Raw genomic sequence first — 13,444 nt, 5'->3', positions numbered from 1 at the left:
AATTATGGATAATAAATATAATTACTTTAATGTTAATAATAAAATATATATGGTGACCATGGCCCTATTTATATGTATAATATTTTATTATGGACACTTTGAAGTAGGAATACTTATGCTAGTATTATACGCTATTCTAGTGGTATACAATATTTACAACACAAAGATAAAAAAAAGTGAGTGGAAACAGTTTATTGAAAATTTTTCCTCAAAACTTGATATAGCAACTACAAGTACACTAGTAAAGCTTCCCTTTCCCCTAATAATTATTGGGTATATGGGAAACATTTTATGGTACAATCAAAGTGTAACCACAATGCTTGAAGGAGAAGATCTTTTAAATAAAAACATTAGGGATATTATTAAGGATCTGCCTTTAAAACAAGTTTTAGAGGGTAAGAAAAATATATTTCCAAATATTAAAATAAAAGAGAGATTTTATGAAATTTATACCAATATTGTGGATACAAATGAAAATAAAAATGTTAAAGATAAGATTATGCTTTTATATTTTTATGATATAACGGAAAAAAACAATTTAATAAAAGGTATTAACGGTAATAGAGAAAGTGTTATGCTAGTAGAGGTTGATAACCTTGATGATGTTATTAAAACTACAGAAGAAGATAAGGCACCACTGCTTGTAGCTGATATTGAGCGAACAATAAATAGCTATGGACAGAGCGTAAATGCTGTTGTAAAAAAATATACATCAAATAAATATGTTATTATAGTACAAGATAAGTATATTGAAAAAGAAATAGAAAAGAAATTTGATATACTAGATAGTGTTCGCGAAATAAGTAATGGTAACAAGCTTGCAGTTACTTTAAGCATAGGCGTAGGAAGAGGAGAAGATACACCACTAAAAAACTATGAATTTGCGGCTTCAGCGAAGGAACTTGCCTTAGGTCGTGGCGGTGATCAGGCAGTAGTAAAAAAAGGTGATAAATTATCCTTCTTTGGAGGGAAAACAAAGGAAGTTGAGAAAAGAACTAAAGTTCGTGCAAGAGTTATTGCTCATGCGTTAATGGATTTAGTAAGTGAGAGCGATGTAATTTTCATTATGGGACACAAAAACCCTGATGCTGATTGCTTAGGTGCAGCAATTGGTCTATATAGTATTATTAAAAGCACAAATAAAGAATGCTATATTATTCTGGAAGGAATAAGTACTGGCATAAAAAGCATGATGGATATATTTGTGGAAGATGAGGAATACAAAAACACATTTATATCAAGTGAAAAATATAAAAGTGTTAAAAAATCTAATAATCTGCTTATAATAGTAGATGTTCATAATGAGAGTTACGTGCTTAATTTAGAAATAGTTAAAGAAGTAGAAAAAGTAGTTATAATTGACCATCATAGAAAATCACAAGATTTCATACAAGGGGCAGTGCTCAGCTATATGGAAACTTATGCATCCTCTACTTCTGAACTAGTTACTGAGATGATTCAATATATGGTAGATAAGCCAAAGCTTAAGCATATAGAAGCGGTGTCTCTACTCGCAGGAATATGTATAGATACAAAAAACTTCTATTTTAAAACAGGAGTTAGAACCTTTGAGGCCGCTGCCTTTTTAAGGCGTCATGGTGCAGATACTATGGATGTTAAAAAAATGTTTTCTGATGATTTAAATGTCTATTTAAAAAGAGCTGATATTATAAGATCAGCAAAAGTTGAAAATGAAATTGCTATAGCAGTTTGTTCCCCAATAGTAGAAGATACAGTACTCGCGGCTCAAGCAGCGGATGAGCTTCTAAACATTACTGGTATTGAGGCGTCATTTGTTATTATTAAAATAGGAGATGAAGTCTTTGTTAGCGGAAGGTCTCTTGGGAAAATCAATGTACAGTTAATACTTGAGACATTAGGCGGCGGTGGACATATGACTATGGCTGGTACAAAATTTACTTCAATGGATATTGAAGAAGTATTAGTGAAATTAAATGAAGCTATTGATGAATACTTAAAGGAAGGTGAAAAATAATGAAAGTTATTTTATTAAAAGATATTAAAAGTGTAGGTAAAAAGGGAGATGTGGTTAACGCCGCAGATGGGTATGCAAGGAATTTTTTATTTCCTAGGCAATTGGCACAGGAAGCAACAGACGCAAATATGCATATATTAAATAAAAAAAATGAAACTGAAAGAAAAAAGAAAACCTCTGAAATTGAGGAAGCACAGAAAACTGCTAATGACCTTAAAGATAAAGTTGTAAAAATAATTGGCAAAGCTGGAGAAAATGGAAAACTTTTTGGTGCAATTACAAATAAAGATATAGCAACAGCATTAAATAAACAATGTAATTTAGATATTGATAAAAAGAAAATAGTAACAGATACAATAAAATTATTAGGAACTTATGATGTAGAGATTAAAGTATATCCAGAAATATCTACTAAGATAAAAGTTCTTGTTTGTGAGGAATAATTTATAAAAAAGAAGGGAGGAAGCGCTTTAGTAAATAAATTGATAGTGTTATCTATTTAAAGCGGATTGAACTTGAAGACATTACTTGTTAATAAAATGGGAGAACCCATTGTAAAAGATGCCTTACCACTAGATACACAAATTGACGTTTTATATGAAATAATGAGAAACGTAATAGATGAGAATAGTATAAAGGCTAAAACTATAAAATTCAAACTTCAAAAGTATATAAAAAGCCAAGATATATATAAAAAATTATATGCATTAAATAAAATTATAAGCGATGGTAAGGGCATAGATATAGTACCTAATCAAAACAATATTCAAGAGGTGTTAGATAGCACTAATGAGTGGCTAACTGAAGAAATAGCTAAAAGATATGTGCAAAATAAGATTGAAGCTGAAGTAGAAAAAAATCTAATGGAAAAGCAAGAAAAGTATATTGATGAGGTAAGACTTAGCATAATTAAGAAACAAAAGGGACCTGAAAATGCTAAAACACTTAAAAAGTATGCGGATCTAGAATTACTTGATAGCAGAAAACTCACGAAAAACATACAAGCTATGTTAAGACCAGATAGTTTTAGTGAAATAGTTGGCCAAGAAAGAGCTATAAAATCACTGCTATCTAAAATGGCATCCCCATATCCTCAACATATTATTCTCTATGGGCCACCGGGAGTAGGTAAGACTACTGCAGCAAGGCTCGCTCTTGAGGAAGCTAAAAAGCTAAGTTATACTATTTATGATAAAGATGCTAAATTTATAGAAGTTGATGGAACAACACTCAGATGGGATCCAAGAGAAATAACAAATCCACTACTCGGATCTGTTCACGACCCAATATATCAGGGAAGTAAAAGAGATCTAGCTGAAATTGGAATTCCTGAACCTAAGCCAGGTCTTGTTACTGAGGCTCATGGCGGAATATTGTTTATTGATGAGATAGGAGAACTTGATAATATACTTCAAAACAAACTTCTTAAAGTACTAGAAGATAAAAGAGTTGAGTTTTCGTCCTCTTATTACGATCCTGAAGATGAAAACACACCTAAATATATAAAATATTTATTTGACAAAGGTGCTCCAGCAGATTTTGTTTTAATAGGAGCTACAACTCGCGAACCATCAGACATAAACCCAGCATTAAGATCAAGATGCACTGAAGTTTACTTTGAACCATTAACTGCGAAAGATATTGAAACTATAGTAGTGAATGCTGCAAATAAATTAAAAGTTGAAGTTGCAGATGGTGTAGCTGAAACAATTAGTAGATATACAATTGAAGGAAGAAAAGCTGTAAACATTTTAGCGGATGCTTATGGATATGTATTGCACAATAGAGAAGAGACAAAAAGTCTTAAGATTAAAATTGAGCTTAAGGATTTATTAGATGTTATATCTATAAGTAGATTAACACCTTATGAAGAATTAGATAATAAACTTAAATTTGAAGTTGGTCACATATATGGGCTTGGAGTATCAGGGTATATAGGATCAACTATAGAAATAGAGACATCAGTATTTGAAGCCAAGGAAAAAGGTAAAGGCCAAGTAAGATTTAACGATACTGCTGGAAGTATGGCTAAGGACTCAGTATTTAATGCTGCGTCAGTAATAAGAAAGACAACCAATAAGGATATTAAGGATTATGACATACATGTAAATATAGTTGGTGGAGGTAAAATTGATGGACCATCAGCTGGAGCCGCTATAACTGTATGTATAATTAGTTCACTTTTAGATAAACCACTAAGGCAGGATATAGCAGTAACTGGGGAGATATCCCTTCGTGGTATTATAAAACCAGTAGGTGGTATATTTGAAAAAATTTATGGTGCAAGAAGAAAAGGAATTAAGATGGTGATGATTCCAAAAGATAATGAAAAAGAAGTACCTATTGATCTTGTGGATATTGAAACAAGAGCTATATCAACCATTGAGGAACTAATGAAATTAGTCTTTGCATAAAAAAATAAGTAATTATAATTAAGCCCTGTTAAATCATCAACATCGTAGATGTTTATCATCTTCGATGGTGTAATTTTAACAGGGCATAAACAATACTTTAGGAGAGATGAAAAAATGGATACACCTCTTAGAAGCCTGCCTTATAACTTAGAAGCAGAGCAATCGGTAATTGGATCAATGCTAATAGATAAAACTGCCATATCAAGGGTAGTTGAGATTTTAAAAGGCGATGATTTTTACAGAGATTCTCATAAGGTTATATTTAACGCTATTTTTGATTTATATCAAAAGGATACACCTATTGATATGATTACACTACTCGAGCATTTACGTTCTTCTGAAAAGTTAGAAGCTTCAGGGGGAATTACTTATATTACAGAGATAAGTAACTCAATACCCTCTACTGCCAATTTAAGTTCATATATAAAAATTGTAGATGATAAATCTATTTTAAGAAAACTTATCAGAGCCTCTACTGATATTATGGAAAATTGTTACAATAAGCAAGATGATGTAGAGGCAGTAATGGATCTTGCAGAGCAAAAAGTCTTTAATATAGCAGAGAGAAAGAATACAAGTGACTTTGAGCCAATGAATACTGTACTTGAGAGAGGATTTCTAGAAATAGAAAGAATCTTTAATAATAAAGGTGAAACAACTGGAATACCTAGTGGTTTTCCAGAACTGGATGATAAAACAGCTGGATTCCAAAAGGGCGATATGATTCTTATTGCGGCTAGGCCCTCTATGGGTAAAACAACCTTTGCACTAAATTTAGCTGAGTATGCGGCTCTTAGGGAAGGGAAAAATGTTGCTATATTTTCACTGGAAATGTCTAAAGAGCAGCTTGCCTATAAATTACTTTGTTCAGAAGCGAATGTTGATATGTCAAAGCTTAGACATGGTAATTTAGAAGATAAGGACTGGGAAAACATAGCTAAAGCCTCAGGGCCTCTAGCTGCTGCTAAAATATTCATTGATGATACAGCAGGAACTTCTGTTATGGATATGCGTTCAAAATGCAGAAAATTAAAAATGGAGCATGGTATTGACATGATAGTTATAGATTATCTCCAACTTATGTCTGGTAGTAATCCTGAGAGTAGACAACAAGAGGTATCAGAAATATCTAGATCTATTAAAGCCCTTGCAAAAGAGATGCAGTGCCCAGTTATAGCATTGTCACAGCTGTCACGTGCGCCAGAGCAAAGAGCTGACCATAGACCTATGCTATCAGACCTTAGAGAGTCAGGATCTATTGAGCAGGATGCTGACATCGTTATGTTCTTATATAGGGATGAGTATTATGATAAGGAAACAGAAGATAAGAATGTAGCAGAGTGTATAATAGCAAAACAAAGGAATGGTCCTGTGGGAACGGTAAGACTTGCATGGATAGGTCAATTCAGTAAATTTGCTAGGCTGGATGTTATTCATAGAGATTAGAAAATAATCTCCTTTAAACTAAAAGTTTTTCTTAGAAGATGCTTTAACTAAAAGTATATGTCGCTAGAAATGCGTTCGCTGCGCTAAGTAATTCTAAAATTTATTTTATTTATATCTGCTAAAAGCCGCAAACTCGCTTTGCTCAAACATGCGGCTTTCTTAACGCAGCTATAAATAAAATAAATTTTGAATTACTAGAGCTTGCTCATACGCATTTTACGCGATATATACTTTTGTTAGCATCATCTAAGAAAAACACTTTGTTTCAAAAATTGATATTGTTTCTCGATAGTATAATGAAAAGTATATGTTGTAAGAAATGTGCTCGCGTCGCTGAGTAATTCTAAATTTAAATTTAAATTACTGAGGCTTGCTCAAACACATTCTTACGCCACATATACTTTTGTTAGCGTTAACATTTAAAAAGAAAATAATGTGTATATAATGAGCTGATAAGGGCGTTTTGACTAGTATATATATATCTACATTTGTATATATATATATCTACGTTTACAAATAGATAGATAAATATATATATATTATATTCAGTTATCACTTTATAACGTCTGATTGTGCACCAGAGTAACGAACTGACCCTAGAACCAGGAGTTTAAGTACTAGACAATCAAGATTTATTTATCAAAAAGCTCTTATGTATACCTCAATTTAGTAAATATGATAGCATTTATATAATTGATAGCAACTTAAGTGGTTTAGTAATGATAGGATAAGGAAACTTTATAAGTTTTCTTATCCTATTTTTGTTTTAGTATAGATATATAAACATTTGTAGATATATCTATATATGTTTACAAGTAGGTATATAAACATCTACATATAGGCTTACAAATGTTTACAAAAAAAATTGTTAAAAAAGAAGGAGTTTACATTATAATACAGAATATATAATAACAAACCATAAAAAGAAATAATTAGGAGGAAAGAAAAATGAACTTAACAGATATATCAAAAAAATACCCTGTGCTAAACAAAGTGTTGGCCTCCGTATTAACTGTAGACATAGGAAATACATTTACAAAAACAAGTACAAATGTAATATTTGCTAGTAGAGTATCTTCTGTAAGCAAGCATGGTTCAAGGGCTACTGGAATAAGTAATGTAACCTGGAATGGGAAGTTTTATACAGTAGGTAACAAAGAGGGTAAGCTTAATATGGAATCTAACAAATACATGTCAGAACACTATAAGCTGAACTTACTTAATGCTATTGCACTTAGTTTTAAAGGTGAAACTAAGATAAAGGTAAGACTTGCTGTTGGACTTCCTGCGGAATATTATATAGACCATAGTATTCCACTTAAAAATGAAATCAAGAAGATGGAAAGACAATCTATAACAATAAACAATATAGCATATGATATTGAAATTTTAGATGTACAAGTATTTAAACAAGGAGGAACATTAAGTGCAGAAACTATGGAAATGTTTAGTTACCCAATGTTGTTACTTGACTTTGGTGGTGGTACTTTAGATGTATCTCAATGGAAATATGAAAAAGATGAATTCGGTAACAAGGTGCTAGGAATGACTAAGGCTAGTAGTTTTGCTCAACATGGTTTTGAGCCAATAACAGAGGCTTTGCTCACTAAGTTCAACTCAGCAGAAGGTTCTGACGGTAATTATGACATATCAGATGCTATTGAATACTTAGAAGACGATGAACTACCTTTTGGAGAGACAAATGTCTTACAAGACATTAAGGACTTAGTGTTAAGACCTTATGTAGAGAAAGCAATCAGTTCAATTAATAGTTCTTTTAAACCGAATACTTGTAAAGATATAAGAATAATAGGAGGTCCTGCTGATTTATTATTAGATTATTTACAAACTGAGTTTAAAAAAACTGAACCAAAACTAATAGATAATAAAGATCCTCAATGTGCTAATGCTATACTATTTGCTGAAAGATATAAGGAACTGCTAGTGCTTGAATACTTAGATGGAAATAAAGAAGTTGCTTCAACTACAGAAGCGGAACAATAATTATGGGCGCCCTCCGTAAGACTGTATCATCAAACTTAGGAGAGGATACAGATAAAGACTTGATTACTTATGTGAGCAATATGGAGAAGAAGGGTATCAATAATTCTAAACTTATAAAGCAGGCTCTAAGATTTTACAAGGACTACGGGAATAAAGTTAAGCAATTGGATGCAGTAGATATTGCAAACATTTTAGATAATCCTGAAGTTAAAGAATATATAGGTAATATAGTTGGAGAGCTTTTTAAAAATGCTGTACCAAATTCAATACCACAAATTGACGATACAAATACTGTTAAAAAAATAAAGAGAGAACAGCAAGAGAGGGATATTGATTCTATTGAAAGTGATTATAGGAAAAAGCTTAATTGCGTGAAAGATATGTCTTTATAGTTTGGAGTGGCGACCGGGCCACTCCTTTTGATTAGATAAATAACATACATATAGTAAAATGTTGCCACATATGATAAAATATAAATAAGATATTTAAAATAATGAGAAAAGGGTGATTTAATGTTCTGTCATAATTGTAGCGCTCAAAATGATGATGGATCTAATTTCTGTAAAACCTGTGGCATCAATTTATTAATTCAACAGAATAGGACCGAAGTAAGAACTGTTAGTGACAAAAATTGGTTAGTTGCACTATTGTTGTGTGTCTTTCTTGGCGGAATTGGCATTCATAGATTTTATGTAGGTAAAACCGGTACAGGAATTTTAATGATTTTAACTTTTGGTGGTTTTGGTATATGGATATTAGTTGATTTGATTTCAATTGCTACTAATTCATTTACTGATATAAATGGGTTACATTTAAATAAAAATATGTATAACTACTAAAGAGGATTAAATCAATTTAGATATGCTGAAATAGCTCAGTTGGTAGAGTAACGCACTCGTAACGCGTAGGTCGAGGGTTCGATCCCCTTTTTCAGCTCCAATTTTATACCATAGAAAAAAAGCTTAAGTAGCGATACTATAACATACTTAGAAACGAACTTTCACAAAAAAATAAGGAATTATAAAAAAGCTATTTATATATGAGCATTCATATATAAATAGCTTTTTTTATATAAAATTTAAAAAACATGAATATTAATCCACATACTGCAGAAAATGTATATAAAGTATATATTAAATTAGTAACATAAGGCTACCATAGAAAGGAGATTTTATGAAAAAGTTTAAAAGTGACTTAATTGCATTGAGTTTTATGGCATCAATTGTAGTTTCTATTATTTTTTATAAACTCTTAAATAATGGAGATGGAAATATAAATAGTTTAGTAACAAATGTAGATCAGACAATACCATTTCTTAAAATATTTATACTGCCGTATGTAACATGGTATGGATATATTGCTGTAGGCTTAATATATCTATGTATGAAAAATCGCAAAACTTATTATACTTCTCTTATTAGTTTAAATATTGGTCTAGTGATATGTTATATTATATATGCAATTTTTCAAACCACAGTGCCTAGACCAATAGTCGCTGGCACAGATATATTATCTAAATTAGTGAATATGATATATAAATATGATAATCCTTTTAATTGCTTTCCAAGTATGCACGTCACAACAACATATATTATTATGAAAGGCATTAATGGTACTGAAAACAATATAATTATAAGTTTTATTTTTAATATAATAGGGATACTTATAATTATATCTACTCAATTTGTTAAGCAACATGTGGTATTGGATTTGGTATTTGCTATTCTATTAAGTGAAGTAATATTTAGATTTATAAATAATAGTAAAAAAGAAGATATTGCTATCTTATTTTATAAAAGGTACAAAAATATATAAAGTAAGTAAACTATCTATTATAAGCGGTAAGGATATGGATAAGGCTACAACGTTATCTTGTAAATTTTGTGCGTATTTTTTATAGGCATAAATACAACAGGGTATACTTATCATTAGGGTTATAGCAAATCCAAGAGGAATTGTCATAAATTCTGGTAAAAAGAAAGTATATTTTTTGAAGGAAATATTGTATATAAAGTAACATTTGATTAAAGTTATAAGAAAATATATAAAAACGAATAATAATTTTCTTTTTTTATCTGTCAACTTATATTCAACCAGAGAAGCTATTGAAGCAATACATAAAGAAGGTACTATCCAAAGTGAACCAAAGGCAAGAATATATACAATACTAAACATAAAGCTTTCAAAAGTATCGTTTAATGCACGGATTGCTTCGGATTTTCTATTGAAATTATAAGCTTTCTTAAAATCTTCCCTACTAGAAACCATGTAAACATTTAATTTAGAACTATTTATAAAATCACAAAATATTACAGTGTCGTTATAAACTGCGGGATACATGGAAGTATTTTTGGATCTAGATAAGGGGATAATATTGGAAACTAATTTCCCATTTACAGTTATTTCTAAAATATCAGTATAAAGCTCTTTCTTCTCATATGATCTGCCACCACTAATTAAAAACTTAGCAGCAGTATTTGATTTAAAAGAAGTAGCATTATAAAAGGGATTTTCATTAACTATTTCAGTGTAATCCGTGACCGTGTATTCCTCCTTATTTAGAGAAAAAGTAAGAAGTTTTTGACCAATAAATGTAGATGAATACACATATTCTAAAAGAATATATGCTTTTTCACCATTAGTAGAAAGAGCACTAGAGGTATAACGAACTCTGCTCCATTCAACAATTGTACCAGCAAGCTTAATGTCTGAGGCTAGTCCATCTTTTACGTAAAAGTAGTTAACTCCTTGAGTAGCCTGCATATAAGAAATAATATATTTGTCATTGTGCTTAGTTCCTGCTATATAAGAGGGATTATAGCAAGTTTTAATTATAGTATTTTTTTTAGATTTTAAATCCATAATTCGAATTGTATCTTCATAAGCGACAGCCATTACGTGGTCATCTAATTTTATTCTTTCACTAGCCAGTTTATCTTCATATTCTTCTATTAAATTAAGGTTCTTGTCTAATTTCAAAGTATTTAATGATTTAGCAGAACCATTACTCTTAAACCAACTTAAATAAATAAATACATCATCAGTAAAGATTTCTATGCTAGTGGGTAGATTAGTTTTAGCAGAAAAAGTTTTAGTACTTTTTTTTATACCAAGAGTGTCTAAGCATAATAATTTTATAGTGTTATTATCGTTGTGTGCTACTAAAAAATTTCCATTAAATTTCAATATATTTGGAGCTGTAGTAATATTGCCAGAAGAAATCAAAACTTCTTTAGACCAAGTAGAAGAAGGTGGCTTTATCCTTTTTTTATAATTAAGGGAATATTGAAAAATAGAAATAGCAATAAATATAAAACTAAAGATTATAATAAAAACTTTTTTTCTCATATTGATACCTCCAAATAAAAATGGGCAAATCAGTGGAAGATTATTTTATTTTAATTTAAAAATGTGGGATCAAAAACATTTTGTAAACCCTCACCTATAAAATTAAAACAAATTATTGTTATGGCTATAAAAGTAACGGGTATAAAGGTTTGATAAGGGTAGAATATAAAGGCAAACTGAGATTGATTTGCTACTAATCCCCAACTCAAATCAGGAGGTTGTACACCAAAGCCTAAATAACTTAATGTAGCTTCATTAAGCATAACTGAAGGAATTTCCAAGGAAATAACAACTATGGCAGTATTAATAAGATTACCTATTAAATGCTTACTTATAATTCTTGCAGAGGTTGCACCTAGTGCATGAGCGGCGAGTATGTAGTCTTGTTCCTTAAGCTGTAATAACTGAGCTCTAACAATTCTAGTAACTGTGCACCAACCGGTTAAGCTCATAGCTATAATCAAACCAGTTATGCTTGGAATAAGAATCATATAAATTAAAAGAATAATAATTAAATTAGGAACACACAATATTATTTCAACTATTCTCATAATTATATCATCCACAATTCCTCCATAATATGCACATATACCACCATATATAATTCCAATTATTAAATTAATGGTAGCTACAACAACACCAACAAGTAAAGATATTCTGCCACCTAAGCATACCCGTATAAAAATATCACGGCCCACCGTATCTGTGCCAAACCAATGCTCAAGGGAGGGCTTAAAATTATGCGCATATAAATCTTCTTTGTCATATTGATAATTATTAAAGAGTGGCCCAAAAATGACTATTGCGATAATAATTAACAGTATTATTAGTGAAGTGACAGCCAGCTTATTTTTAAAAAAGATTCTAATTGGATTTCTAATCTGCGTATATTGGTATGGCTCATCAAAAGACTCATCTTTAGAACCAATAATAACAAAATCCTTTTTATTTAAGTGATTCATTTTACCACCTCCACATTATATAAAAAAACAAAAACATACCTATTAATACAAGATATAACATATTATACATAAAATATAGGATATTGTAAACATAGGGCATAAATAAATAAATAGATTTAATTTTATAAAGATGATTTAGGTAAAATCATACAATTTTAATAATATTGGAGGAAAAACAATAATGATGTATAATTGAAGGGTGCATTTAACATTATTTAATTAATACATATAGAAATATTCTGGACTTGTATCAGCATAATGTATTATATGTAATAAGTTCAATACAATAATAAGGAGATAAATATGGAAATTAAAAAGATAAGTGAAATAAAAAAAGGTGATAGGATTGAAGGCTTTTTTGTTATAAAATCTGTAGACAGCAAGGTTTCTAATAATAGTAATACAAATAAATATTTAGACTTTAATTTAGGAGATGCCACAGGGGATATAAATGCAAAGCTTTGGGAATGCAATGAAGAATTAGAAAATACCTTTAAGCAAAATATTTTAGTGAAGGTCAAAGGTAGTGTAAATGAGTGGCGAGGAAAGCTTCAATTAAAAATTGAAATGATAAGACTACCAGAGGAAAGAGATGAAGTTAATATTTGTGATTATGTTGCAGTGGCGCCATATTCATCAGAAAAAATGTATGATGATATTTTAAATTATCTATCTAAAATTAAAAATACAGATATTCAAAATGTAGTTACAAATATTTTAGGTGATAATGAAGAGAAGCTTATGCATTACCCTGCAGCTAAGTCTAATCATCATGCTATAAGATCAGGACTGCTATATCATACTACCACCATGCTTAAGGCCGGAGAAAAATTAGGTGAAATCTATACTTTTTTAAATATGGATTTGTTATATGCAGGTATAATACTTCATGACATTGGTAAAATATACGAAATGAATGCTAGTGAACTTGGAATTGTATCAGAGTATACAGTGGAAGGTCAACTTATAGGCCATATAGTTCAAGGAATTAAAATGATAGAAACAGCAAGTATTCAGGTTAAGGCGGATAAGGAAGTAACCATGCTACTACAACATATGGTGCTAGCTCATCACTATGAAGCGGAATATGGTAGCCCTAAAAAACCTATGATACCAGAAGCTGAAATGTTACATCATTTAGATATAATGGATGCAAGAATGTATGATATGAATAAGGCATTAAATGATACTGAGGAAGGTAAATTTTCTGAAAGAATATGGTCGCTAGATAATATAAGTATTTATAAGAGTTTTCTTAATAAATAAATAAGAAA

11 protein-coding genes and 1 tRNA gene are annotated in these 13,444 nt (G+C 30.5%); 10 read left to right on the top strand and 2 right to left on the bottom strand.

Going from position 1 to position 13,444, the window contains the following annotated elements:
• The first annotated feature begins 4 nt into the window (after positions 1–4).
• The 9 genes from G9F72_RS26100 (at position 5) to G9F72_RS26060 (ending at position 9,675) form a co-directional block, all read left to right on the top strand.
• Complete coding sequence (locus G9F72_RS26100) at positions 5–1,996, top strand: DHH family phosphoesterase (protein ID WP_164957294.1); 1,992 nt, start codon at positions 5–7, stop codon at positions 1,994–1,996.
• A complete protein-coding gene (gene rplI, locus G9F72_RS26095; protein WP_164957293.1) occupies positions 1,996–2,439 on the top strand; it encodes a 50S ribosomal protein L9 in 444 nt (147 codons plus the stop codon). Before G9F72_RS26100 ends, rplI begins: the two co-directional genes overlap by 1 nt.
• A gap of 96 nt (positions 2,440–2,535) precedes the next feature.
• The gene (gene lonC, locus G9F72_RS26090) at positions 2,536–4,410 is read left to right on the top strand and encodes a Lon family ATP-dependent protease (RefSeq protein ID WP_187356061.1); all 1,875 of its coding nucleotides are present in this window, start codon (positions 2,536–2,538) and stop codon (positions 4,408–4,410) included.
• 114 nt (positions 4,411–4,524) lie between these two features.
• Positions 4,525–5,856 (top strand): replicative DNA helicase, encoded by a 1,332-nt coding sequence (locus G9F72_RS26085; protein ID WP_164957291.1) that lies wholly within the window; start codon positions 4,525–4,527, stop codon positions 5,854–5,856.
• A 948-nt stretch (positions 5,857–6,804) separates the two neighbouring features.
• On the top strand, positions 6,805–7,860 hold the full coding sequence (locus G9F72_RS26080; protein ID WP_164957290.1) for a ParM/StbA family protein: 1,056 nt from the start codon (positions 6,805–6,807) through the stop codon (positions 7,858–7,860).
• Between the two features lie 80 nt (positions 7,861–7,940).
• On the top strand, positions 7,941–8,252 hold the full coding sequence (locus G9F72_RS26075) for a hypothetical protein (RefSeq protein ID WP_224676254.1): 312 nt from the start codon (positions 7,941–7,943) through the stop codon (positions 8,250–8,252).
• A 120-nt stretch (positions 8,253–8,372) separates the two neighbouring features.
• A complete protein-coding gene (locus G9F72_RS26070) occupies positions 8,373–8,699 on the top strand; it encodes a TM2 domain-containing protein (protein ID WP_164957288.1) in 327 nt (108 codons plus the stop codon).
• 24 nt (positions 8,700–8,723) lie between these two features.
• Positions 8,724–8,799: transfer RNA gene (locus G9F72_RS26065), tRNA-Thr, on the top strand.
• Between the two features lie 234 nt (positions 8,800–9,033).
• Positions 9,034–9,675 carry a phosphatase PAP2 family protein gene (locus tag G9F72_RS26060; RefSeq protein WP_164957287.1) on the top strand — a complete coding sequence of 214 codons (642 nt, stop codon included), beginning with the start codon at positions 9,034–9,036 and terminating at the stop codon, positions 9,673–9,675.
• Here G9F72_RS26060 and G9F72_RS26055 read toward each other — a convergent pair.
• The gene (locus G9F72_RS26055) at positions 9,646–11,208 is read right to left on the bottom strand and encodes a hypothetical protein (protein WP_164957286.1); all 1,563 of its coding nucleotides are present in this window, start codon (positions 11,206–11,208) and stop codon (positions 9,646–9,648) included. The genes G9F72_RS26060 and G9F72_RS26055 overlap by 30 nt on opposite strands.
• 50 nt (positions 11,209–11,258) lie before the next feature.
• On the bottom strand, positions 11,259–12,170 hold the full coding sequence (locus G9F72_RS26050) for an ABC transporter permease (RefSeq protein ID WP_164957285.1): 912 nt from the start codon (positions 12,168–12,170) through the stop codon (positions 11,259–11,261).
• A gap of 303 nt (positions 12,171–12,473) precedes the next feature.
• Here G9F72_RS26050 and G9F72_RS26045 point away from each other — a divergent pair, with 303 nt between their 5' ends.
• A complete protein-coding gene (locus G9F72_RS26045) occupies positions 12,474–13,436 on the top strand; it encodes a 3'-5' exoribonuclease YhaM family protein (protein WP_164957284.1) in 963 nt (320 codons plus the stop codon).
• The last annotated feature ends 8 nt before the right edge of the window (positions 13,437–13,444 follow it).

The organism is Clostridium estertheticum, from assembly GCF_011065935.2.
In the GTDB taxonomy this organism is placed as follows: Bacteria; Bacillota; Clostridia; order Clostridiales; family Clostridiaceae; genus Clostridium_AD; species Clostridium_AD estertheticum_A.
Note: the sequence above shows the minus strand (reverse complement) of the source record. Positions and strands in the feature narration are given on the sequence as shown.

Bases quoted from the DNA above. Each gene is read 5' to 3' on its own strand.
- G9F72_RS26060 (WP_164957287.1), top strand. From the start codon at position 9,034: ATGAAAAAGTTTAAAAGTGACTTAATTGCATTGAGTTTTATGGCATCA.
- G9F72_RS26085 (WP_164957291.1), top strand. From the start codon at position 4,525: ATGGATACACCTCTTAGAAGCCTGCCTTATAACTTAGAAGCAGAGCAA.
- G9F72_RS26080 (WP_164957290.1), top strand. From the start codon at position 6,805: ATGAACTTAACAGATATATCAAAAAAATACCCTGTGCTAAACAAAGTG.
- G9F72_RS26055 (WP_164957286.1), bottom strand. From the start codon at position 11,208: ATGAGAAAAAAAGTTTTTATTATAATCTTTAGTTTTATATTTATTGCT.
- lonC (WP_187356061.1), top strand. From the start codon at position 2,536: ATGGGAGAACCCATTGTAAAAGATGCCTTACCACTAGATACACAAATT.
- G9F72_RS26045 (WP_164957284.1), top strand. From the start codon at position 12,474: ATGGAAATTAAAAAGATAAGTGAAATAAAAAAAGGTGATAGGATTGAA.
- rplI (WP_164957293.1), top strand. From the start codon at position 1,996: ATGAAAGTTATTTTATTAAAAGATATTAAAAGTGTAGGTAAAAAGGGA.
- G9F72_RS26075 (WP_224676254.1), top strand. From the start codon at position 7,941: ATGGAGAAGAAGGGTATCAATAATTCTAAACTTATAAAGCAGGCTCTA.
- G9F72_RS26100 (WP_164957294.1), top strand. From the start codon at position 5: ATGGATAATAAATATAATTACTTTAATGTTAATAATAAAATATATATG.
- G9F72_RS26070 (WP_164957288.1), top strand. From the start codon at position 8,373: ATGTTCTGTCATAATTGTAGCGCTCAAAATGATGATGGATCTAATTTC.
- G9F72_RS26050 (WP_164957285.1), bottom strand. From the start codon at position 12,170: ATGAATCACTTAAATAAAAAGGATTTTGTTATTATTGGTTCTAAAGAT.